Below are 22,330 nucleotides of genomic sequence, written 5' to 3' on the forward strand. Positions count from 1 at the left end.
TCACCCATCGATTCAGGACGTCACATGGTTCAGGACTCCCGCCTCCCCAACTTCCGGGCTCTCTCGCCAGCCCAACGGCTCGATCACGTCGCGGTGGCGGCGGGCCTCACCGCCGACGATGTCGGGTTGCTGAAGACGCCCGGCGCGCTCGCCTTGTCGCGCGCCGACGGCATGATCGAGAACGTGGTCGGCACCTTCGAACTGCCGCTCGGCATCGCCGGCAACTTCCAGGTCAACGGCCGCGACGTGCTGGTGCCGATGGTGGTGGAAGAGCCGTCCGTGGTCGCTGCGGCATCGTTCATGGCCAAGCTGGCGCGCGAATGCGGCGGCTTCGAGGCCTCGAGCACCGGGCCGGTCATGCGCGCGCAGGTGCAGGTCCTCGGCGTGACCGACCCCTATGGCGCGCGGCAGGCGCTGCTGCGGCAGCGCGACCGCGTCCTGGAGATCGCCAACAGCCGCGACACGGTACTGATCGGACTGGGGGGCGGTTGCCGCGACATCGAGGTGCACGTCTTTCCCGATACGCCGCGCGGCGCGATGGTGGTGATGCACCTGATCGTGGACGTGCGCGACGCGATGGGCGCCAACACCGTCAACACCATGGCCGAGGCGGTGTCGCCGCTGGTCGAGCAACTGACCGGCGGTACGGTGCGCCTGCGCATCCTGTCGAACCTGGCCGACCTGCGGCTGGCGCGCGCACGCGTGCGGCTCACGCCCGAGGTCCTGAAAACCGCCGAGCGCAGCGGCGAGGAGATCATCGAAGGCGTGCTCGATGCGTACACCTTCGCGGCGGGCGATCCCTACCGTGCCGCCACCCACAACAAGGGGATCATGAACGGCATCGATCCGGTGATCGTGGCGACCGGCAACGACTGGCGCGCAGTCGAGGCCGGCGCGCACGCGTACGCCTGCCGCAGCGGCCGCTACACCTCGCTCACGATCTGGGAGAAGGACCGCAGCGGCGCGCTGGTCGGCACCATCGAGATGCCGATGCCCGTCGGCCTGGTGGGTGGCGCGACCAAGACGCATCCGCTCGCGCGCCTGGCACTGAAGATCCTCGACGTGAAGTCGGCCCAGGAACTCGGCGAAGTGGCCGTGGCCGTGGGCCTGGCGCAGAACCTCGGCGCGCTGCGCGCGCTCGCGACCGAAGGCATCCAGCGTGGCCACATGGCGCTGCACGCCCGCAACATCGCGCTGGTGGCCGGCGCCACTGGCGACGAGATCGACACCGTCGCGCGGCAGATGGCCGCCGAGCACGACGTGCGCACCGACCGGGCCCTCGCGTTGCTCGAGGCGCTGCGCGGCAAAGCTTCGCTATAACCGTGGCCTTGTCGTGAGCATCCAGGAGGCAGAACCGTCATGAGCCATACGGCCGTTCCGAAGCGGGATAGCACCGCAGCCGAACTCGCAGGGACTGCAGGGCCAGCCATCGCCGCGCGCTGGCGTTTTCATGCCGGATGGCTGACTCAGGAGCGCATCGTGCTGCTGCTGGCCGTGCTGCTGTTCGTGGTTTTCAGCCTCGGGCTGAACGGCTTCGCCGCGCGCGACAACCTGCTCTCGCTGCTGCGCGGGGTGGCCGTGCTCGGGATCCTCGGGCTCGCCATGGCGCTGGTGGTGATCGGGCGGGGCATCGACTTGTCGCTGGTGGCAGTGATGGCGATCTCGGTGGCCTGGTCGCTGGCGCTGTCCGCCAGCGGCATGTCGCTCGGCATGGCCCTTCTGGTGGGCATGGCCTTTGCACTGGTGCTGGGCGTGGCCAACGGCCTCCTGATCGCCTATGCCGAGATCCCTTCGCTTTTCTCGACGCTGGCCATGGGCACCTTCATCTACGGGCTCGGACGCATGAAGCTGATTCCGCTCGACGTGGTCTATGCGCCGGAGGACGCAGCCTGGTTCAGCCGCATCGGCCAGGGCGAACTCGCCGGCGTGCCGCTGCCGGTGCTGTTCTTCCTGGCCACGGCTGCGCTGGTGGCCACGTTCCTGCGCTACACCCGCACCGGCCGCTTCATCTATGCCATGGGCGACAACTACCAGGCCGCCCGCATCACCGGCGTGCCGGTGCGGCCGCTCGTGGTGCTGCAGTACGCGATCGCCTCGTGCGTGGGCTGCGTGGCCGGTGTCATCACCGCAGCGTCGGTCGGCAGCATGAACACCCGCATCGTCAACTCCACCATGATCTACGACGTGATCCTGGTGGTGGTGCTCGGCGGCATCGGCCTGAGCGGCGGCAAGGGCGGCGTGCGCAACGTCCTGGTGGGCACCGTGCTCATCGGCATCCTGCTCAATGGCATGACGATCATGGACATCCAGTACACGGTCCAGAACGTCATCAAGAGCGCCATCCTGCTGGCCGCGCTCGTCATCGACAGCCTGATCAATCCGCGCGACGAGCAGACGGCCCAGCAGGGCGACATCTAGCGCCGCGCACCAAGCCGCCGGACACGGGCCGTACCCTTTTCGTTCAAATGACCCAGGAGACAAGACCATGAGATCCCTTTCCCTCCGACTCGCATTCGTGGGCGCCGCCTTCGCCATCGGCTGCGCGGCGCAGGCCGCCGACGCCCCTCTCAAGGGCAAGACCGTGGCCTTCGTGCCCACCTCGCTCGGCTACGACCTGACCGATGGCTGGAACGCCATGGTGCGCGGCCAGCTCGAGCCGCTGGGCGTCAAATGGATCGTGCGCGACCCCAACTGGAGCACCGACGCCGGCGCCCAGGCGATCACTTCGCTGATCAACGAGAAACCCGACGTGCTGCTGGTGCAGAACCCGGACATCCAGTCCTACGCCCGGCTGCTCAAGCGTGCCGAGGACGCCGGCATCCGCGTCGTGCAAGTCAACATGCGATCGGCTGCCAGGACGAGCGCCTTCGTCGGCGCCGACTGGGTCGGCATCGGCGAAGCCATGGCCAAGGCCGTGGTCGAGAAGTGCAGCCCGAAGACCGGCAGGTCGGGCAAGGTCACCATCGTGCAGGGCGTGCTGACGGCGGCGGCGAGCACCTTCCAGATGCAGGGCGTGCAGGCCGTGCTGGCCAAGAACCCGGACATCAAGGTGGTCTCGAACCAGGCGGCCGACTGGGACGCTTCGAAGGCCCGCGCCGTGACCGACACCGCGCTCAAGCAGCATCCGGACCTGTGCGGCGTGATCGGCTTCTGGGACGGGCAGGACACCGGCACGGCAGCGGCAATCCGCGAGGCCAAGAAGCAGGACCAGGTGTTCCTCGCCACCAACGGCGGCGCCGCGCGCACCGGTTGCGCCAACGTGGCCAACGGCAACTTCAGCGCCTACATGACCTACGACGTGAAGCAGCAGTCGCAGGACCTGGTGCAGGTGATCAAGACGCTGCTGGCGAGTTCGGCGCGCCCGGCGCAGGACATCTCCCGCGTCACGCCCGTGGGGGTGATCACCAAGGCCAGCCTGCGCGACGACACGTGCTGGAACCTCGAGGAATACAAGAAGAAGTAAGCACCGCGATCACCGCTCACAGCCGTACGGCGGACCGCCCGCTGCTCGGCGCGCCTCTGGAGTTTGCCGCACATGTCTGTGTCCCGAAGCATCGCCCGATGGCGATACAAGTATGTGCCCGACCACGTCGTCGGGGAGATCCTGTCGAAGAACTGGATCGACAACGCCGTGCCCTTCCTGGCGCTGGCGGTCGTCCTGGCCGTGTTCGGCAACCTGATTCCGGACTTCTTCGGCGCCGCCAACCTGGGGGACACCTCGCGGCAGCTCGGCGAATTCATCTTCATCGTCTGCGCAATGATGATCGTGATGGTCGCCGGCGGCATCGACCTGAGCGTGGGTTCGAACTTCGCGCTGGGGAATTTCGTCGCGCTCTTCCTGATGAACGTCGCGCAGTGGTCGCCCTGGGCGGTGATGCCGGCCGTGCTCCTGGTCTGCGCGGCCGTGGGCCTGCTCAACGGCGTGCTGATCGGCTACCTGAAACTGCGCGCCTTCCTCACCACGCTGGTCACGCTGATCATCGTGCGCGCGGTGGTCGACATGCTGCTGCTCAAGCATGCGGTCGACATCGCCAGCAACATGCCGGAGTCGGCAGTGTGGGACTTCATCGGCGCGGGTTCCGCGCTCGGGGTGCCGCTGAGCTTCCTGGTGGCGGGCGTGTTCGCGGCCTGCGCCCACTTGTTTCTCAGCCGGACGCGGCCCGGCTGGCACATCATGGCGATCGGGGGCTCGCGGCGCTCCGCCTACAACGTCGGCATCCCCGTGCGGCGCACGATCTGCCTGACCTATGTGGGCTCGGGTCTGCTATGCGGCCTGGCGGCCCTGATGTATGCCGCGCGCCTGGGCAGTGCCGGCTCGGACACCGGGGTCGGCCTCGAGATCATGGCGCTCACCGCCGCGGTCGTGGGCGGCAACAGCCTCGGCGGCGGGCGGGGCTCGGTCGCGAAAGCGCTGATGGGCGCGGTGGTGGTGGTGCTCGTCACCAACGGGCTGGTGCGCATCGGATTCCAGAGCGGTGCGGGATCGCTGGCACTCGGCCTGATCCTGCTGTCGGCCATTGCGATCGACGTGCGCTGGCTCAAGAACAAGCACAAGCTGCTGGCGAAGTCCTATGTGTCGCCCGCCTATCTGGAGCTGCCGCCGGCGCCCCCTACCGAGGCCGGCTCGGCCTCGCCCTACGCGGTGAACGATCGGCTGCGCGACGTGGCCCTGATCGGCCTCGGGCGGGTCGAAGGGCCGGAGGACGTGATCTTCGACGCGCAGGGACACCTCTACACCGGCACCCGGCACGGCGACATCGTGCGCTTCTTCGGACCGGAGCACGAGCGCATGGAGGTGTTCGCCCACGTGGGTGGTCATCCGCTGGGCCTGGCCTTCGATCGCGCGGGCAACTTGCTGGTGTGCATCGCCGGCATGGGCCTCTACAGCGTCTCGCCCGAACGCCGGATCGAGCGGCTGACCGACGAGACGAACCGCACGCCCTGGTCCGTCATCGACGACTCGCGGCTCAAGCTGGCCGACGACCTCGACGTGGCGCCTGACGGGCGCATCTTCTTCAGCGAGGCGACCGTTCGCTACGAGATGCACAACTGGGCGTACGACGCGCTGGAGAGCCGCGGCAACGGCCGCATCATCTGCTACGACCCCGCCACCCGAAGGACCCGCACGGTGCTGCGCAACCTGGTGTTTCCCAACGGGGTGTGCATGGCGCACGACGGCGAGTCCTTCTTCTTCGCCGAGACCTGGGCCTGCCGCATCAGCCGCTACTGGTACGCCGGGCCGAAGGCGGGCAGGGTGGAGCGTGTCATCGACGACCTGCCGGGCTACCCCGACAACATCAACCGTGCCTCCGACGGCAACTTCTGGCTCGCGCTGGTCGGCATGCGGACGCCGTCCATGGACCTGTCGCTTCGCATGCCGGGATTCCGCAAGCGCATGGCGCGGCGTGTCTCGCCGCAGGAGCTCATCTTCCCGAACATCAACACCGGCTGCGTGATCAAGTTCGACGTGCAGGGCCGGGTGCTGGAATCGCTGTGGGACCTCGGCGGGGAAAACCATCCCATGATCACCTCGATGCGCGAGCACCAGGGATACCTCTACCTCGGCGGCCTGCTCAACAACCGGATCGGCCGCCTGAAGCTGACGGACGCCGATCCGGCGTGGACGGGGCAGCAGAGCTATTGGGGAGGCGCGGCATGAGACGCACGGCCACTCCGAGCGGCACCGCAGCCGGAGGCGAAGGTGCGCCCGTCAGCACGCTGCCGCACGGAAGGTTCGGGGCACTGCTCGACCGGCTGCTGGGGCGCGGCTCGCACGCCGTCACCGTGCCGCCCATGGACGGTCCGCTGCGGCCCAACAGCCTGCTCGACCAGGCGGCCGGCCTCTTGCGCATCGCCTCGCCGGACAACCTCACGCCCTCGCGCGACCAGTTGCTTTTCAGCAGCGGCCCCGAGGTGCATGCACTCGACCCTGCCACGGGCGCGCTGCGGCTGATGGGTCGTATGGATGGCGATGTGTGCGCGATCACGGCACTGGCCGACGGCGGGGCGCTCGCCGCGATCTCGGGCGGCGGTCTTCGCACGGTCGGCCAGGCGCCGATGGCCGCCAGCCTGCTGGCCGACGCCGAGCGCCGGGTGATCCGTTGCCCCACGGCCCTGCTGGCCGCTCCCGACGGCCGGCTGCTGGTCGCCGAGGGCTCGCGTGATCGCCTGCCGCCCCAGTGGCGCGCGGACCTGCTGCACGGCAAGGCGACAGGCGCGCTGTGGATGCTCGACCGCTGGGACGCGCCCGCGCGCCCCGTGGCTTCGGGCTTGGCGTGGCCCAACGGCATCGCGTGGCACCGCGACGGCTCGATCGTCGTCAGCGAAGCCTGGGCACACCGGCTGGTGCGCATCGACGGCCAGGGCCGGCGCAGCGTGCTGCTGGGCGATCTGCCAGGTTATCCGTCGAGGATCGCGCCCGCGGCCGACGGCGGCTGGTGGCTGTGCCTGTTCGCGCCGCGCAGCCAGCTGGTCGAGTTCGTGCTGCGCGAGCGCGAGTACCGCGAACAGATGATGGTGCAGATTCCCGAGCGCTACTGGGTGGCGCCGGCGCTGGCATCTGGCCAGGACTTCCGAGAGCCCATGCAGGGTGGCGGCATCAAGTCGATGGGCAGGCTGAAGCCATGGGCGCCGACACGTTCCTACGGGCTGGTGTGCAAGCTCGACGCCGACTTTCAGCCGCAATGGAGCGCGCACAGCCGCGCCGACGGGCGCAGGCACGGCGTGACAAGCGTGGCCGAACTGGGCGGCCGCCTGTACGTGGGTTGCCAGGGGGGCGACGAGGTCGTCTCGCTGGACGTGCAAGCGCGGGAATGAAGCCATGGACCACTTGATCGAACTCCGGAACATCGGCAAGGAATACCGCGGCGCTCACGCGGTGCGCGACGTCTCGTTGGGCGTGCGGCGCGGAGAGGTGCATGCGCTGCTCGGCGAGAACGGCGCGGGCAAGTCGACGCTGACCAAGATCCTGGCCGGCGCGGTGCAGCCGTCGCAGGGGCAGATCCTGCTCGAGGGCCGGCCGGTGAGCTTCGCCACGCCCCACGACGCGCTCGCACATGGCATCGCCATGGTCTACCAGGAAACCAGCCTGGTGCCGTCGCTGACCGTGGCGCAGAACCTCTATCTCGGCGACGAGCCCTTCTTCAACCGCCTGCGCGGCCTGTACATCGCCGCGCAGCAGTTCCTGCAGCGCCTGAACTTCAACGTCGATCCGACGAAGCTGGTGTCGCAGCTCGGGGCGGCGCAGCGGCAGATGGTGGAGATCGCGCGGGCGGTGCAGCACGAGGCCCGGCTCATCATCTTCGACGAGCCGACGGCAACCTTGACGCCCGAGGAGAAACACCACTTCTTCGGCTTGGTGCAGCGGCTGCGCGCGGAGGGCGTGTCGATCGTCTTCATCTCTCACGCGCTCGAGGAGGCGCTGATGATCGCCGACCGCATCACCATCCTGCGCGATGGCGAGCACGTGCTGACCGCCGACGCAGGCGAGATGGACCGCGACCGGATCATCCAGGCGATGGTCGGGCGCTCGCTCTCGCAGGAGCTCTATGGCAACCGGTCGCAGCGGGTACGCCGCCCGCGCGGCGCAAAGGTGCTGAGCGTGCAGAACCTGTCGATGGGCACCATCGTCAAGAACAATGCCTTCTCGCTCTATGCGGGCCAGATCACCGGCATGTTCGGGCTGATCGGCTCGGGGCGCACTGAGACGGCCAAGATCGTGGCCGGCGTGGCGAAGCGGGATTTCCTGCACGGCGGAGAGATCCTGCTCGACGGCGAACCGGTGCGCTACCGCACACCGCGCCCGGCGGTCAGGGGCGGCGTCGTCTACGTGACGGAAGACCGCAAGCTCGAAGGCTTCTTCGAGACCTTGTCGATCGCCGAGAACATCTACACCGGACAGCTGGCGTCGTCGCCGAGCCCGTTCATGCTCGCGCGGCAAGGCCAGATGCGAGAGCTCGCCGAGGCCTGGCGCAAGCGATTGTCGATCCGCGCGATCGACAGCGATGCGCGAATCGTCGAGCTGTCGGGCGGCAACCAGCAGAAGGTGGTGATCGCCAAGTCGCTGGTCCAGAGGCCGCGCCTGGTGATCTTCGACGAGCCTACCCGCGGGGTCGACGTCGGCGCGATCGCCGAGATCCACCAGCTGATCCACTCCCTGGCCGACGAAGGCATCGCGGTACTCGTGATCTCGTCCTACCTGCCGGAGATCCTGACCTTGTCCGATCGAATACTCGTCACGCGGCAGGGCCGCGTCGTCGAGGAGTTCGCACCGGAAGCCGCCACCGAAGACAGGATCATGTACGCGGCGGTGCACTGACCTGGACCGAGGCCCACGATTCGAAGCCGCACCCTCCACTCCACAGCCTTGGAGACGCTCAGCTGTCGGCGAAGTGCTCGAACAGCAGCCCGCGCAGCCACTGGTTGCCAGGGTCGCGGTGGAAGCGCGCATGCCAGAAGCAGTTGATCGCGATTTCCGGAAGCTTGGCTGGGTGCGCCCGCGAGACCAGCCCGAAAGGCTCGGCGATGCTGCGGGCCAGGCGCTCGGGCACGGTGGCGATCATCGGCGTGGCGCGCAGGATGTGGCCGATGGCGACGAAGTGCGGCACCGTCAGCCGGATGCGACGCACGATGCCCTGCGCGGCCATCAGATTGTCGACTTGGCCGTGGCCGGTGCACACGGCCTGCACCAGCAGGTGGTCGGCGGCCGAGAAGTCCTTGAGCGACAGCCGCGGCCTGGCGGCAAGCGGATGCGCCGCGCCGAAGAGGCACACGTAGCGCTGCCGGAACAGGCGCCGCTGGAAGATGCTGGTCTTTAGCTGCGGCAGCAGGCCGATGGCGATGTCCACATGGCCGGCCTCCATCGCATCGCGCAGGTTGACAGCGGTGTTGCGCACGGTGCTGATCGTCACTCCCGGTGCAGTGCGCGCGAGCAGCTCCATGAGCAGCGGCGTGAAGTAGATCTCGCCGATGTCGGTCATCGCGAGCGTGAAGCCGCGCGTGCTGGTGGCGGGGTCGAAGACGGTGTGCTGGTTGAGCGCGCCGTGCAGCGCGCTCATGGCATAGGCCACCGGCTCCGCCAGCTGCAGCGCGAAGGGCGTGGGTTCCATGCCGCGCGCGGTCCGCAGGAACAGCTCGTCGCCGAACACGCGGCGCAGCCGCGCCAGCGCATTGCTGATGGCCGGCTGCGACAGGCCGAGCGTCTCGGCCACTGCCGAGACGCGCTTCTCGGCCAGCATGCGGTCGAAAACGAGGAGCAGATTCAGGTCGATGTCCTTGAGCTCCATGCGCGCACACCTTTATTCACGACAGTGATTCGATAGATTCACGAGATTCTATTGGCCAATGTGCGTCCGGAGCCGATGATCGGCGCCATGGACTTGCACATCCGCCCCCTGGGCCGCACCCTCGACGTTCGCCCTGGCGCGAACCTGCTCGAGGTGCTGCGCGAGCATCAGGTGCCGGTGTCGTACAGCTGCATGGCCGGGCGCTGCGGCACCTGCCGCTGCAAGCTGGTCGAAGGCCGGCTGCTCGATGGCGGCCCCGGGCCCGGCGCGATGCGGCCCGAGGGGCTGCGCGAGCAGCACGTGCTGGCCTGCCAGAGCACGCTGACCGAAAGCTGCACCATCGAGATCCCCGAGCCCGACGAGGTGGTGGTGCACCCGGCGCGGATCATCAAGGCCACGATCGCAGGCATCGACATGCTCACCCACGACATCCGTCGGCTGCGCCTGAAGCCGGCCAAGCCGCTGTCCTTCTCGCCGGGGCAATACGCCCAGCTGCAGTTCGCGCCCGAGCATGTGCGGCCCTATTCGATGGCGCGCACGAGCGGCGACGCGGAGCTGGAATTCCATGTGCGGCGCGTGCCCGGCGGCCGCGTCACCGACTACGTGTTCGAGAAGCTCAAGCCGGGCGACGCGGTGCGCGTGAGCGGGCCGATGGGCGCGGCCTACCTGCGAACGCGGCACGACGGCCCCATCCTCTGCGCGGCCGGCGGCACGGGGCTGGCGCCCGTGCTGGCGATCGTACGCGGCGCGATCGAGGCCGGGATGGCCAACCCGATCCACCTCTATTTCGGCGTGCGCTCGGACGCGGACGTGTACGGGCTCGAGGAGCTGCGCGAGCTGCAGGCGCTGCATCCGGCGCTGAAGGTGCATGTCGTCGGCGTCACGGGTCCGCTGCGCCCGGGCATGCGCCAGGGCCTGATCACCGACGCCATTCGTGCCGACTGGCCGGCCGGCTTCGAGGGATGGCGCGCCTACCTCTGTGGCTCGCCGCCGATGGTGGAGGCGGTCACGCTGCTGCTCGAGGAGCGCGGGCTGCCCGTCGAGAAGATCCATGCCGATGCCTTCTATCCGCAGGCAGCCTGAGGCGAAGACAGTAAGGAGACCCCATGACCAACGCCAACCCCTCGATCGTGTTCCCCCGCGAGCTGCGATGGGAATCGGAGAAGACCAGCCGCATTCCCTTCATGGCCTACACCGGCGAGGAACAGCACAAGAAAGAGCTGGAGCGCTTCTTCTACAGCAAGCACTGGTGCTACGTCGGCCTCGAGGCGGAGATCCCGAACGCGGGCGACTTCAAGCGCACCGCGATCGGCGAGCGCTCGGTGATCATGGTGCGCGACGCCGACGGCGGCATCAACGTGGTGGAGAACGTCTGCGCCCATCGCGGCATGCGCTTCTGCCGCGAGCGGCAGGGCAACCGCAAGGAGTTCGTCTGCCCCTACCACCAGTGGAACTACACGTTGAAGGGCGACCTGCAGGGCGTGCCCTTCCGCCGCGGCGTGAAGCAGGACGGCAAGGTCAACGGCGGCATGCCGGCCGACTTCAAGACGGAGGAGAACAGCCTCAACAAACTGAAGGTGGCGACGCGCGGCGGGGTGGTCTTCGCGTCCTTCGATCATGAGATCGAATCGCTGGAGGACTTCATGGGGCCGGCGATCCTGGGCTACTTCGACCGCCTCTTCAACGGCCGCAAGCTGAAGATCCTCGGCTACAACCGCCAGCGCATCCCCGGCAACTGGAAGCTCATGCAGGAGAACATCAAGGACCCGTACCACCCGGGGCTCCTGCACACCTGGTTCGTGACCTTCGGGCTCTGGCGCGCCGACAACAAGTCGGAGCTGAAGATGGACGCGCGCGGCCGTCACGCAGCGATGATCTCGACCCGCGGCAGTGCCGGCAAGGCGGCGCAGGTCACGCAGGTCTCCAGCTTCAAGGAGAGCATGCAGCTGAAGGACCCGCGCTTCCTGGACATCGTGCCCGAAGCCTGGTGGGGCGGCCCGACGGCGGTGATGACGACGCTGTTCCCGAGCGTGATCCTGCAGCAGCAGGTCAACAGCGTCTCGACGCGCCACATCCAGCCGGTGGGCCACGGCGCCTTCGACTTCGTATGGACGCATTTCGGCTTCGAGGACGACAGCGAGGAGATGGAGCAGCGCCGCCTGCGCCAGGCCAACCTGTTCGGGCCGGCGGGCTTCGTTTCGGCCGACGACGGCGAGGTGATCGAGTTCTCGCAGCAGGGCTTCGAGCAGAAGCCCTACCACCGCACGCTCGCCGAGCTCGGCGGGCGGGAGGTGGAGGACACCGACCACATGGTGACCGAGACGCTGATCCGCGGGATGTATCGCTATTGGCGCGAGGTGATGGAGGCATGACCATGACTTTCGAGGACTACTTCGCGCTCAACCAGTTGTACGCCGACTACGCGCGCGCCGTCGATTCCGGCAACTGGGACCTGTGGCCCGCCTTCTTCGTCGAGGACTGCAGCTACCGACTCCAGCCGCGCGAGAACCACGAGCGCGGCCTGCCACTGGCCACGCTGTCCTTCGAGAGCCGGGGCATGCTGGAGGACCGGGTCTACGGCATCCGCGAGACGCTGTTCCATGATCCCTACTACCAGCGCCACGTGGTCGGCCAGCCGCTCGTGCACAAGGTCGACGCCGACGGCACCATCCACAGCGAGGCCAACTATGCGGTGTTCCGCACCAAGCTGAGCGAGCTGTCCACGGTGTTCAACGTGGGCCGCTACATCGACACCATCGTTCGCCGGCCCGAGGGACTGAAGTTCGCGTCGCGGCTGGCGGTGTACGACAGCGAAATGATCCCCAACTCCATCATCTATCCGATCTGAGACATGACAGAAAAAGAACCCGATGCCCATGGCGCTGCGCTGCGCCGCTTCCTCGACCCGGCCTATGTGCCGCTGGCCGACAACCTGGCGCAGGTGCGCGAGCGCATCGATGCGATCGATGTGCAGATCGTCGAGCTGCTGGCCGAGCGCGGCCGCTACGTGAAGGACGCGGCGCGCTTCAAGCGCGATGCCTTCCAGGTCTCGGCGCCGCAGCGCCAGCAGGAGGTGTTCGACAAGGTCCGCCGGCTGGCCGAAGAGAAAGGTGCCTATCCGGAAGTCGTCGAGGCGGCCTACCGCGCGCTGGTGGCAGGCTTCATCGCGCGCGAGCAGCGCGACCATGCGGAGATGGTCGAGATCGGGGAGGGGCAGCCATGATGCGCCTTCGCCTTCTTCCCTTCGCGCTGCTGGCCCTGTCCGCCGTCCACGCCGCCGCGCAGGACTGGCCGCAGCGCCCGGTACGCATCGTCGTGCCGTTCGCCGCGGGTTCCTCGCCAGACATCCTGGCGCGCATCGTCAACGACAAGCTCGCGGGCCGCCTTGGCCAGCCGCTGATCGTCGACAACAAGCCGGGCGCGGGCGGCAACAGCGGCACCGACCTCGTCGCGAAGGCGCAGCCCGACGGCCATACCTTCCTGCTATCAGTCAACGCGCCGCTGGTCTACAACACGGTGCTGTACAAGAACCTGCCGTACGACCCGTTCCGCGACTTGGCACCGGTGTCGCTGGCCGCCACCACGCCCAACGTGTGCGTAGTGTCGAACGCCTTGGGCGTGGACTCGGTGAAGGGCTGGCTCACGGCCATGCAGCGCAACCCGGGCAAGTTCAACTTCGCCTCGACCGGCAGCGGCTCGATCTCGCACCTGGGCGTGGAGCTGATCAAACTGAAGACGAAGTCCTTCGCGGTCCACATTCCCTATGCCTCCTCGGGCCAGGCGACCACGGCCATCATCCAGGGCGACGTGCAGTACGCCTGCCTGCCGCCCGTGGCCGTGATGCCGCAGGCCAAGGCCGGTCGGCTCAGGGCCTTGGCCGTGACCTCGGCCGAGCGCTCCCCGCTGCTGCCCGAGCTGCCGACGCTGCGCGAATCTGGCGTGCCGGACATCCAGGCCGTGCCGTGGTTCGCCTACATGGCGCCCAAGGGCACGCCGCCCGAGGTGGTGCAGCGCATGAGCCGCGAGATTGCCGCGGTGCTCAAGGACGAGGCGACGCGGCAGCGCCTTTCGACGGCGTACTTCGACCCGGTCGGCAGCACGCCGCAGGAGTTGTCCGCGTTCATGAACGAGGAACTGCGCCGCTGGAAGCCGGTGATCGAGCGCGCCGGGCTGAAACCCGAGAACTGACACCCTGATGGAAGAAGTTGCCATGAGCATGACCACCGATTGGACCGACGCGGCTGCGGTCGACGAACTGCCCGAAGACGACGTGATGGGTGTGGAGGTCCAGGGGCTGGACATCGCGCTCTACAGCGTCGATGGCCAGGTCTTCGCCACCAGCAACACCTGCACCCACGGCCAGGCGCGGCTGTGCGACGGCTTCCTCGAAGGGCACGAGATCGAATGCCCGCTGCACCAGGGCAAGTTCGACGTGCGCAGCGGCAAGGCGCTGTGCGCGCCGGTCACGGAGGACCTGCGCAGCTATCCGGTGAAGATCGAGGGCGGGCGGGTGTACGTGTCGCTGGCCTGAATCCGGTTCGCGAGTCAGCGTACTGAGTCCGCGGCCGCACGCGCTTCTACTCAGGCCGTTCGAGTGTGATGAAGCTGTACGGCAGCCCGTTCGACGAGACATGCGACTCGCGCGCTGTCTCGCGCCAGGAGACGTCGAAGCGGGGGGCCCAGGCGTCCCCCTCGAAGTCGCGGCCGATCTCGGTCACCAGGGCGCGGTGCGCGAGCGGCTCCGCCTCGGCGTAGATCTGCGCGCCGCCGATCACCCACACTTCGGGCTCCTGAGCCGCCTCGCAGCGGGCCAGGGCCTCCTGCAGGCTGGTGGCACGCTCGGCCCCGTCGGCCTGCCAGCCGGGCTGCCGGGTGATCACGATGTTGCGCCGGCCCGAGAGCGGGCGGAAGCGGGGGGGCAGCGAATCCCAGGTCCTGCGGCCCATGATCACCGGCGCGCCGGCGGTCTGCTTCTTGAAGTGCGCCATGTCCTCGGGCAGGTGCCAGGGCATGGAACCCTCGTGGCCGATCACGCCGTTGGCGGCGCGGGCGAGGATGAGGTTGATGCGGGTGGCCATGATTCGGGTCTCAGACCGCCACCGGCGCCTTGATGGCATCGTGATGCCGGTAGTCCACCACCTCGAAGTCCTCGTACGCGTAGTCCAAGATCGAGGCGGGCTTGCGCTTGATAGCGAGCGTCGGGTAGGGGTAGGGCGTGCGGCTGAGTTGCAGCGCCACCTGCTCGGCATGGTTGCTGTAGATGTGGCAGTCGCCGCCGGTCCAGATGAAGTCGCCCACGTCGAGGTCGCACTGCTGCGCGACCATGTGGGTGAGCAGCGCGTAGCTCGCGATGTTGAAGGGCACGCCCAGGAAGATGTCGGCGCTGCGCTGGTAGAGCTGGCAGCTCAGCTTGCCGCGCTCGCCCGGCGCCTGCGGCGGGGCCACGTAGAACTGGAAGAAGGCGTGGCAGGGCATCAGCGCCATTTTCGAGAGCTCGGCCACGTTCCAGGCGCTGACGATGATGCGCCGTGAGTCCGGGTTGGTCCTGAGGGTGTCGATGACCTGCTGGATCTGGTCGATGTGGCCGCCGTCGGGCGTCGGCCAGCTGCGCCACTGCACACCGTAGACCGGGCCGAGGTCGCCGTCCTCGCGCGCCCACTCGTCCCAGATGGTGACGCCGCGCTCCTTCAGCCAGTTGTTGTTGCTGGAGCCGGTCAGGAACCACAGCAGTTCGATGATGATGGACTTGAGGTGCACCTTCTTGGTGGTGACCAGCGGGAAGCCTTCGGCCAGGTCGAAGCGCATCTGGTGGCCGAACACGCTCTTGGTGCCGGTGCCGGTGCGGTCGCTCTTGTGCACGCCGTGGGCGTCGACGTGGCGCATGAAGTCTTCGTATTGGGAGCGGGTGGGGCGAGAGGGCATGGTGAGAGCTTGTCAGTAGGAGCCGAACAGGGCATCCAGCGCATCCTGGATTTGATGCTGTTCGCCGCGCAGGCTGGCGATGGGTGAGCGCAGCCAGCTGCGCGGGAAGGTTGCCATGGTGGGCGTGTCGAGGACGACCTCGCGTTCCTGGATGCGGAACGAAGGATGGACGCGCTCAAGGCGCATCCCGTGCGATCGTGCATCGCGCAACGGAATGACCAAGCGTGTTTCCACGGCTTCGAGGTGGTCGTTCTGGATGTCCAGTACGAAGGGCGTGTGCCGGTGCTCGGACTTCTCGGGATTCTGGTAGACGTCGTAGCGCCCCATGATCTCAGGCGGCCTTCTTCTTGCCGTGGTCCTCGTCGGTAACGCGACCATCTCCGAGGCTGCGCGCAAAGGTGCGGTACTTCGCGCCCCAGATGCCTTCGCGTCGGATGCGTGCGTTGTAGTCCTCGATCGCGTCCTTGTTCCGCTCCTTCCACTGCTCCCAGTAGACGCGTTCCACCTCCTTGGCGAGCAACGCATCGACCGTCTGCGAAACGTTCATGCCCAGTTCGCGCGCCACCTCGAGCACTTTGCTGTTGAGCGACAGATTGGTGGCTTTCTTGGGGGCGTTGTCGAAGCGAAGCATGGGTACTCCCTGTTCATCGATGATGCGCACAGTCTACGCGCATGGATCATGGCAGTCGAATCACCCGCCCCGGATTCAGCAGGTTCTGCGGATCCAGCCCGCGCTTGATGGCGCGCATCATCTCCAGCGCCACCGGCGACTTGTGCTTCTCCAGCGTCTCGACCTTGAGTGAGCCGACGCCGTGCTCGGCCGAGAAGGAGCCCTCGAACTGGCGGACCGCCTCGTAGACCAGCGTGTTGATGCGCGCCTCGTGGTCGCGCAGGAAGTTGGCGTTGTGGGCACCGGCCGGCGCCTGCACGTTGTAGTGCAGGTTGCCGTCGCCGAGATGGCCGAAGTTCACCAGCCGCACGCCGGGCAACTCGTATTCGAGCAATGCATCGGTCTGCTCCACGAAGGCCGGGATCCGCGAGACGGGAATCGAGATGTCGTGCTTGATGTTGAGCCCTTCCTCGGCCTGCGCCAGCGGGATGCTCTCGCGCACGTGCCAGAGCTGGTGGGCCTGCGTCAGGTTCTCGGCCACCACGGCGTCGCTGACGCAGCCGGCCTCGAAGGCGGTTTCGAGCAGGGCCTCGAAGCGGGCGCGTGCATGGTCTTCCGACTCGTTGTCGGAGTTCTCCAGCAGCACGCAGTAGGGCACCCCGTCGTCCTCCAGGAAGGGCACGCGCATGGCGGGGAAATGCTTCGCCACCAGGCTGAGCGCGAAGCGGCCCATCACCTCGAAGCCGGTGAGGCCGGCGCCCAGGCGCTTGTGGGCCAGGCCCAGCAGCTCGACCGCGTGCTCGAGCGTGGGCACGGCGGCCCAGGCGGTGAGCCGCGCGGCCGGTAGCGGATAGAGCTTCAGGGTGGCGGCGGTGATGATGCCCAGCGTGCCCTCGCTGCCGATCATCAGGTCGCGCAGGTCGTAGCCGGTGTTGTCCTTGCGCAGGCCGCTGGTGCCTTCCCAGATACCGCCCTGCGGCGTGACCACTTCCAGCCCCAGGCACAAATCGCGTGCATTGCCGTAGCGCAGCACCTGCGTGCCGCCGGCATTGGTCGCGAGGTTGCCGCCAATGGTGCAGCTGCCCTCGGCCGCCAGGCTCAGCGGGAACAGGAAGCCGGCCTTGGCGGCCGTCTCCTGCAGCGTCTGCAGCACGCAGCCGGCCTCCACAGTCATTGCGAGGTTGGCGGCGTCGATGCCGCGGATGGCGTTCATGCGCTGCAGGCTCAGCACGACCTGGGTTCCGCTCTCGTCCGGAATCGAGCCGACCGCGAGGCCGGTGTTGCCGCCCTGCGGCACGATCGCCCGGCCCGCGGCTGCGCAGGCCTTCACCACCTCGGCCACCTGCTGGGTGCTGCCGGGCCGCACCACGGCCAGCGCCTTGCCGCGGGAGCGTTTGCGCCAGTCCTGCTCCCAGGCGCCGAGGTCGCCCTCGGTCAGCACGTTGGCGGCGCCGACCACGGCGCGCAGCCTTTCGATGAGTAGAGCGCTCATTCGGTAATCTCCGCGTTACGCGCCAGGGTGCCAGCCGACCTGGGAGCGGCCCTTTGGCTCATTGGAGCACCTTCACCTTCGGCTGCGGTGTTATTCGCCTTGGGAGCGGCCCTGTGGCTCATGGCGCAACTCCTTCCAGCGCCCGTGCGCGCGCCGCGTGGCGCAGCCGCAGGCGCACATGCCAGGCACAGGCCGCGAACAGCGCGAGGCACAGCACCACCTCGCCAAGCGCCAGCAGGCGGCCGGTGCCGTCGAGGTCGCTCCACGCGCGCACCACGCCTTCGGTGAAATAGAGCCAGACCAGCAGGCTGACCCAGCGATAGGTGTACATCCGGTTCTTCAGCAGGCCTGCGAGCGGGATGACCAGCGGCAGCACCTTGAGCGCCAGCCAGGAGCCGCCCGGCCGCAGCGGCGCCAGCCACAGCTCCCAGGCCAGGCCGAGCACGATCAGCCCGACCAGGCTGCCGACGGCGAGCCAGCGCGTGGCGGAGACGGAGGAGGGGATGGTGGGAGCAGTCACGGCGGGCACGGAAACGGGGGCAACGGCGGCGGCCGGCGCCGGGCTGGCGCGGGACCCGATGGCATGATAGCCGGCATGAATCGCCGGCAACTCTGGAGGGATCTTTCGCACTTTCCCTGGGGCAACACGGCCGCGGTGCTGGGCGAGCGCTTCCGCAAGGACCGGCTGGGGCTGACCGCCAGCAGCCTCACCTTCACCACCACCATCGCGATGGTGCCCTTCTTCACCCTTGCGCTGGCGCTGTTCACGGTATTCCCGATGTTCGCGACCATGCAGGGGCGGGTGCAGCGCTGGCTGATCGAGAGCCTGATCCCGGACAACATCGCGCGCCAGGTGCTGGGGTACCTCAACCAGTTCGCGAGCAAGGCCAGCGGGCTGGGCGTCGCAGGGCTGCTGGTGCTGCTGGTCACGGCCATCGCGCTGATCCTCACCATCGACAAGACGCTCAACAACATCTGGCGCGTGCGCACGCCGCGGCCTTTCGCGCAGCGGGTGCTGGTCTATTGGGCCGCCATCACGCTCGGCCCGCTGGTGCTGGCGCTGAGCTTGAGCACCACGGCCTACGTCTTTTCGATCTCGCGCGAGTGGGTCGGCGGCCGCGGCATGCTGGGCATGCTCAAGCTGGCGTTCGACACCTTCGAATTCGTGCTGTTGGCAGGTGGCATGGCCGCGCTCTACCACTACGTGCCCAACACGCACGTCAAATGGGCCCATGCATGGGCCGGCGGCTTCTTCGTGGCGGCTGCCATCGAGATCGCCAAGCGGCTGCTCGCCTACTACCTGAGCCTGGTGCCCACTTACTCGGTGCTCTACGGCGCCTTCGCTGCCGCACCGATCCTGCTGGTGTGGATCTATGTCGCCTGGGTCATCGTGTTGCTGGGCGCGGTCATCGCGGCCTACCTGCCCAGCCTCCTGAGCGGCGTGGCGCGGCGCGGCGGCATGCCCGGCTGGCCCCTGCAGCTGGCGGTGGAGGCGCTGCAGCAGCTGGCGCTGGCGAAGGCCACGCCCGCCAAGGGGCTGGGTGCGGCGGAGCTGGTGGCGCGAATGCGGGTCGATGCACTGCAGCTGGTGCCGGTGCTGGAGACGCTCGTCGCGCTCGACTGGATCGGGCCGCTCGCCGAGGAGCCGGACGACGAGGATCCGCGCTACGTGCTGCTGGCCGACCCCGGCCGCACCTCGCTCGAGCCGCTGCTCGTGCAGCTGCTGGTGCCGCGCTCGCCCAGCCTCGATAACCTGTGGCAACGCGGCCCCTTGCGCACCCTGCTGCTGCAGGATGTGCTGCCGTGCCGATAATGGCGGCGGTCCGTTCCACCTCATTCATTCGACCTTGAACGATTCCGCCACCCCCGAGAGCTTGCGAGCGGCCGGCGACACCCTGTGGGTGGTCTGCCTCTGCGCCGAATGGTGCGGCGCCTGCCGCGAGTACCGGCCGCTGTTCGAGCAGGTGGCACGCGCCCATCCGCAGTTTCGCTTCGCCTGGGTCGACGTCGAGGACCATGCCGAGCTGGCCGACGACTTCGACGTCGAGACCTTTCCCACCCTGCTGGTGGCCGGCGAGTCCGGCACCCGCTTCCTCGGGCCCATGCTGCCGCATGCCGGGACGCTCGCGCGCATGCTCGGCGCCCTGCAGCCGGCACAGGCACCGAGCCCCGAGGTCCGGACGCTGCTCGGTGCGCTGGCGCGCGAGCCCGGCACCTTCGAGGTCGCGTAGACGCCTCTACGTGCGCGGCGCGCGGGCGCCGCTGCTGGAGTTGCCGGGCATCAACGCGCTGCGTTGAGGAAGTCCCGCAGCGCGAACAGCACCTCGTCCGGCGCCTCGCTCATCAGCTGGTGGCCGGCGGCGACGTGGACCACGCGCGCGCCGCTGGCCTTGTCGATCAGCGCCTGCGTGGCACGGAGCGGTGTCATCTGGTCGGACTTGCCGAGCACGAACAGCACGGGGCACTGCACCGCGGCCATCGCTACGTCGCCGCCCGCGTAGTCGTTGCAGGCCTTGAAGCCGATGTGGAACACATTTGCGTCGCGGTTGCTCGCCAGCACGCGGCGCATCAGCGCGCGCGAGCCGCCGTAGAGCCAGGTGCCCGGGCCCAGCGTGGAGGGCGGCGGCGCCAGCATCGAGTGCGAGAAGCCGTTGACCAGGTCGATCGCCCGCATCGGGTCGTTCAGCGCACCTTCGAGCAGTTCCGGCGAAACTTTCATCGGGTAGGCGGTGCCGACCAGCGCCAGGTGCGTCACGCGCAGCGGCGCGCGCGCCGCGGCCTCCAGTGCGATCAGCGAGCCGAAGCTGTGGCCGACCAGGGCGGCCTTCTCGATGCCCGCGGCGTCGAGCAGCGCAATCAAGAATTGCGCCGCCTCTTCCACGCTCGCCGGCGGCGGGCCCGCGCTCCTGCAATGCCCCGGCAGGTCGAGCGCCAGCACGTTCCAGCCATGGTGGGCGAACCAGCGGCTTTGCAGGATCCACACGCTGTGGTCGTTGAGCACGCCGTGGATGAACACCACCGTCGGCTTCGTGGCATCGAAGGGCTTGCCGCCGGTGTAGCAGTAGGTCTTGTGGCCGTTGACGACGAGTTCCATCACGCGCCTGCCTTCTCTGCCGCCTTCAGTGCGCGCTTGAGGTCGTCGATCAGGTCGGCTGGGTCTTCCAGGCCGATCGAAAGCCGGATGGTGCCCTGCGAGATGCCCGCCGCGGCGAGCGCCTCGTCCGTCATGCGGAAGTGCGTCGTGCTCGCGGGGTGGATCACCAGGCTGCGGCAGTCGCCGACATTGGCCAGGTGGCTGAAGAGCTTGAGCGTCTCGATGAACACCTTGCCCTGCTGCCGGTTGCCCTTGAGGTCGAAGCTGAAGACCGCACCCGCACCCTTGGCGCCGTGGCGCAGCAGCTTGCCCGCCAGGGCATGGCTGGGATGCGATTCGAGGAGCGGATGCCCCACATGCGCCACGAAGGGGTGGGAGACCAGGAACTCCACCACCTTCTGCGTGTTGTCGATGTGGCGCTCCATGCGCAACGGCAGGGTCTCGATGCCCTGCAGGATCAGCCATGCGGTGTGCGGGCTCATCGAGGCGCCGAAGTCGCGCAGCCCCTCGCGCCGCGCGCGCAGCAGGAAGGCGCCGACCGTGCTCTCCTCGCTGAACACCATGTTGTGGAAGCCCTCGTAGGCCTGGGTCAGCTCGGCGAACTTGCCCGAGCGTTCCCAGTCGAAGCTGCCGCCGTCGACCACCACGCCGCCGATCACCGTGCCATGGCCGGAGAGAAACTTGGTGGCGGAGTGGTAGACCAGGTCGGCGCCCCAGTCGAAGGGCTTGATCAGGTAGGGCGAAGTCAGGGTGGAGTCCACCAGCAGCGGCACGCCGGCCGCATGCGCGATGTCGCTGACGGCCGGGATGTCGAGCACGTCGAGGCCGGGGTTGCCCACGGTCTCGCCGAAGAGCAGCCGCGTCTCGGGCCGGATCGCTGCGCGCCAGCCGTCGAGGTCGCCGGGCTTGACGAAGGTGGTCGCGATGCCGAAGCGCCGCATCGTGTAGTGCAGGAGATTCTGCGAGCCGCCATAGAGCGCCGTGCTGGCGACGATGTGCGCACCCGCGCCCATCAGCGTGGCGATCGACAGGTGAAGCGCGGCCTGCCCGCTGGCGGTGGCGATCGCGCCGATGCCGCCTTCCAGCGCCGCCACGCGCTGCTCGAACACCGCGTTGGTCGGGTTGCTGATGCGCGAGTACACATGGCCGGCGCGCTCCAGGTTGAAGAGCGCGGCCGCGTGGTCGCTCGATTCGAAGACGAAGGAGGTGCTGAGGTGGATCGGCACGGCGCGCGCGCCGGTGGCAGGGTCGGGCGCGGCACCGGCGTGCAGCGCGAGCGTGTCGAAGCCGGGATCGGAATAGCCGGGCATGGAGGCCTTTCGAAGCAAGGTCGTTTCTGCAATGCCCCGTTACGCGCGCAATGACAGCGACAGCGGCGGGGCCAGGGGACGGGCGGCCATTGTGGGCTATATTCAATTTCGGCAGCAGCGCCGAGCCAAGTGAGGAGCACCACGATGAAAGTCAGCGACATCCTGCGCGTGAAGGGCAACACGCTCTACACCATCACGCCCGAAGAACCCCTGGCCGACGCCGTCAACACCATGGCCGAGAAGGACATCGGCTCGCTCGTGGTCATGGAGCATGGCGAGCTCGTGGGCATGCTCACCTTCCGCGAAGTGATCGTCGCCATCGTCGGCAACGGCGGCCAGGTCGGCGGCACGCTGGTGCGCAAGGCCATGGACGACCATCCCGTCACCTGCACGCTGGAGACCGATCTCGACGAGATCCGCCGCATCATGCTCGAGCGCCACGCCCGCTACATGCCGGTGATGGACAAGCGCATGCTGATGGGTGTGATCAGCTTCTACGACGTGGCCAAGGCGGTGGTGGACAGCCAGAACTTCGAGAACAAGATGCTCAAGGCCTACATCCGCGACTGGCCGGCGGAGGACGAGGCGTCCTGAGCGCCCGAGGCGATCAAGCCGCGA

Annotated in this window: 24 protein-coding genes; 15 read left to right on the forward strand and 9 right to left on the reverse strand. The window is 68.1% G+C overall.

Features of this window, described 5'->3' with window-relative positions:
* Positions 1-24: 24 nt before the first annotated feature.
* The 6 genes from APY03_RS36570 (at position 25) to APY03_RS36595 (ending at position 8,317) form a co-directional block, all read left to right on the forward strand.
* Entirely contained in the window at positions 25-1,320 is a 1,296-nt protein-coding gene (locus APY03_RS36570; RefSeq protein ID WP_068685205.1) for a hydroxymethylglutaryl-CoA reductase, degradative, read from the forward strand.
* Positions 1,321-1,359: 39 nt separating this feature from the next.
* Positions 1,360-2,418: an ABC transporter permease gene (locus tag APY03_RS36575; protein WP_083944829.1), complete on the forward strand. Its 1,059-nt coding sequence runs from the start codon at positions 1,360-1,362 to the stop codon at positions 2,416-2,418.
* Positions 2,419-2,485: 67 nt separating this feature from the next.
* The gene (locus APY03_RS36580; protein ID WP_068685207.1) at positions 2,486-3,463 is read left to right on the forward strand and encodes a sugar ABC transporter substrate-binding protein; all 978 of its coding nucleotides are present in this window, start codon (positions 2,486-2,488) and stop codon (positions 3,461-3,463) included.
* A 72-nt stretch (positions 3,464-3,535) separates the two neighbouring features.
* Positions 3,536-5,659 (forward strand): ABC transporter permease, encoded by a 2,124-nt coding sequence (locus tag APY03_RS36585; RefSeq protein ID WP_068685208.1) that lies wholly within the window; start codon positions 3,536-3,538, stop codon positions 5,657-5,659.
* Positions 5,656-6,816 carry an SMP-30/gluconolactonase/LRE family protein gene (locus APY03_RS36590; RefSeq protein WP_083944831.1) on the forward strand — a complete coding sequence of 387 codons (1,161 nt, stop codon included), beginning with the start codon at positions 5,656-5,658 and terminating at the stop codon, positions 6,814-6,816. The genes APY03_RS36585 and APY03_RS36590 overlap by 4 nt, the downstream gene beginning before the upstream one ends.
* Before the next feature lie 4 nt (positions 6,817-6,820).
* A complete protein-coding gene (locus tag APY03_RS36595; RefSeq protein WP_068685210.1) occupies positions 6,821-8,317 on the forward strand; it encodes a sugar ABC transporter ATP-binding protein in 1,497 nt (498 codons plus the stop codon).
* A 58-nt stretch (positions 8,318-8,375) separates the two neighbouring features.
* Here APY03_RS36595 and APY03_RS36600 read toward each other — a convergent pair whose 3' ends face one another.
* Positions 8,376-9,284 (reverse strand): LysR family transcriptional regulator, encoded by a 909-nt coding sequence (locus APY03_RS36600; RefSeq protein ID WP_068685212.1) that lies wholly within the window; start codon positions 9,282-9,284, stop codon positions 8,376-8,378.
* Between the two features lie 87 nt (positions 9,285-9,371).
* On the opposite strand from APY03_RS36600, the gene APY03_RS36605 reads away from it, so the two are divergent.
* From APY03_RS36605 to APY03_RS36630, 6 genes are read left to right on the forward strand one after another with little or no spacing between them, the layout of a single operon-like run.
* Positions 9,372-10,367, forward strand: coding sequence for a 2Fe-2S iron-sulfur cluster-binding protein (locus APY03_RS36605; RefSeq protein ID WP_068685341.1), 996 nt, complete (start codon positions 9,372-9,374; stop codon positions 10,365-10,367).
* A gap of 23 nt (positions 10,368-10,390) precedes the next feature.
* Positions 10,391-11,656, forward strand: coding sequence for an aromatic ring-hydroxylating dioxygenase subunit alpha (locus APY03_RS36610; protein WP_068685214.1), 1,266 nt, complete (start codon positions 10,391-10,393; stop codon positions 11,654-11,656).
* A 2-nt stretch (positions 11,657-11,658) separates the two neighbouring features.
* Positions 11,659-12,132, forward strand: coding sequence for an aromatic-ring-hydroxylating dioxygenase subunit beta (locus tag APY03_RS36615; RefSeq protein WP_068685216.1), 474 nt, complete (start codon positions 11,659-11,661; stop codon positions 12,130-12,132).
* Between the two features lie 3 nt (positions 12,133-12,135).
* Complete coding sequence (locus APY03_RS36620) at positions 12,136-12,507, forward strand: chorismate mutase (protein ID WP_068685218.1); 372 nt, start codon at positions 12,136-12,138, stop codon at positions 12,505-12,507.
* Positions 12,504-13,472, forward strand: a complete 969-nt coding sequence (locus APY03_RS36625) for a Bug family tripartite tricarboxylate transporter substrate binding protein (RefSeq protein ID WP_068685220.1) — start codon at positions 12,504-12,506, stop codon at positions 13,470-13,472. Before APY03_RS36620 ends, APY03_RS36625 begins: the two co-directional genes overlap by 4 nt.
* A gap of 28 nt (positions 13,473-13,500) precedes the next feature.
* Entirely contained in the window at positions 13,501-13,815 is a 315-nt protein-coding gene (locus APY03_RS36630) for a non-heme iron oxygenase ferredoxin subunit (protein WP_068685342.1), read from the forward strand.
* A 46-nt stretch (positions 13,816-13,861) separates the two neighbouring features.
* Here the strand turns inward: APY03_RS36630 and APY03_RS36635 are convergent, their stop codons facing one another.
* From APY03_RS36635 to APY03_RS36660, 6 genes are all read right to left on the reverse strand, one after another.
* On the reverse strand, positions 13,862-14,362 hold the full coding sequence (locus APY03_RS36635) for a dihydrofolate reductase (RefSeq protein ID WP_102905312.1): 501 nt from the start codon (positions 14,360-14,362) through the stop codon (positions 13,862-13,864).
* A 10-nt stretch (positions 14,363-14,372) separates the two neighbouring features.
* Positions 14,373-15,206 carry a thymidylate synthase gene (locus APY03_RS36640; RefSeq protein WP_068685224.1) on the reverse strand — a complete coding sequence of 278 codons (834 nt, stop codon included), beginning with the start codon at positions 15,204-15,206 and terminating at the stop codon, positions 14,373-14,375.
* Positions 15,207-15,218: 12 nt separating this feature from the next.
* Positions 15,219-15,533, reverse strand: a complete 315-nt coding sequence (locus APY03_RS36645; protein WP_068685226.1) for a CcdB family protein — start codon at positions 15,531-15,533, stop codon at positions 15,219-15,221.
* 4 nt (positions 15,534-15,537) lie between these two features.
* Entirely contained in the window at positions 15,538-15,837 is a 300-nt protein-coding gene (locus tag APY03_RS36650; protein WP_083944833.1) for a type II toxin-antitoxin system CcdA family antitoxin, read from the reverse strand.
* Positions 15,838-15,883: 46 nt separating this feature from the next.
* Entirely contained in the window at positions 15,884-17,308 is a 1,425-nt protein-coding gene (locus APY03_RS36655; RefSeq protein WP_068685228.1) for an FAD-binding oxidoreductase, read from the reverse strand.
* Between the two features lie 118 nt (positions 17,309-17,426).
* On the reverse strand, positions 17,427-17,828 hold the full coding sequence (locus APY03_RS36660) for a DUF2069 domain-containing protein (RefSeq protein WP_083944846.1): 402 nt from the start codon (positions 17,826-17,828) through the stop codon (positions 17,427-17,429).
* A gap of 63 nt (positions 17,829-17,891) precedes the next feature.
* Between APY03_RS36660 and APY03_RS36665 the strand changes: the two genes are divergently transcribed.
* Both APY03_RS36665 and APY03_RS36670 read left to right on the forward strand, forming a co-directional pair.
* Entirely contained in the window at positions 17,892-19,121 is a 1,230-nt protein-coding gene (locus APY03_RS36665) for a YihY family inner membrane protein (RefSeq protein ID WP_068685232.1), read from the forward strand.
* Between the two features lie 34 nt (positions 19,122-19,155).
* Positions 19,156-19,539, forward strand: a complete 384-nt coding sequence (locus APY03_RS36670) for a thioredoxin family protein (protein ID WP_232081128.1) — start codon at positions 19,156-19,158, stop codon at positions 19,537-19,539.
* Between the two features lie 50 nt (positions 19,540-19,589).
* Here APY03_RS36670 and APY03_RS36675 read toward each other — a convergent pair whose 3' ends face one another.
* Both APY03_RS36675 and APY03_RS36680 read right to left on the reverse strand, forming a co-directional pair.
* Positions 19,590-20,402: an alpha/beta fold hydrolase gene (locus APY03_RS36675; RefSeq protein WP_068685236.1), complete on the reverse strand. Its 813-nt coding sequence runs from the start codon at positions 20,400-20,402 to the stop codon at positions 19,590-19,592.
* Positions 20,402-21,712, reverse strand: coding sequence for an O-acetylhomoserine aminocarboxypropyltransferase (locus APY03_RS36680; protein WP_068685238.1), 1,311 nt, complete (start codon positions 21,710-21,712; stop codon positions 20,402-20,404). The genes APY03_RS36675 and APY03_RS36680 overlap by 1 nt, the downstream gene beginning before the upstream one ends.
* Positions 21,713-21,856: 144 nt before the next feature.
* Here APY03_RS36680 and APY03_RS36685 point away from each other — a divergent pair, with 144 nt between their 5' ends.
* Positions 21,857-22,306, forward strand: a complete 450-nt coding sequence (locus APY03_RS36685; protein WP_068685240.1) for a CBS domain-containing protein — start codon at positions 21,857-21,859, stop codon at positions 22,304-22,306.
* Positions 22,307-22,330 lie beyond the last annotated feature (24 nt).

Origin of the sequence: Variovorax sp. WDL1 (assembly GCF_001541225.1) — a bacterium.
GTDB lineage: Bacteria > Pseudomonadota > Gammaproteobacteria > Burkholderiales > Burkholderiaceae_C > Variovorax.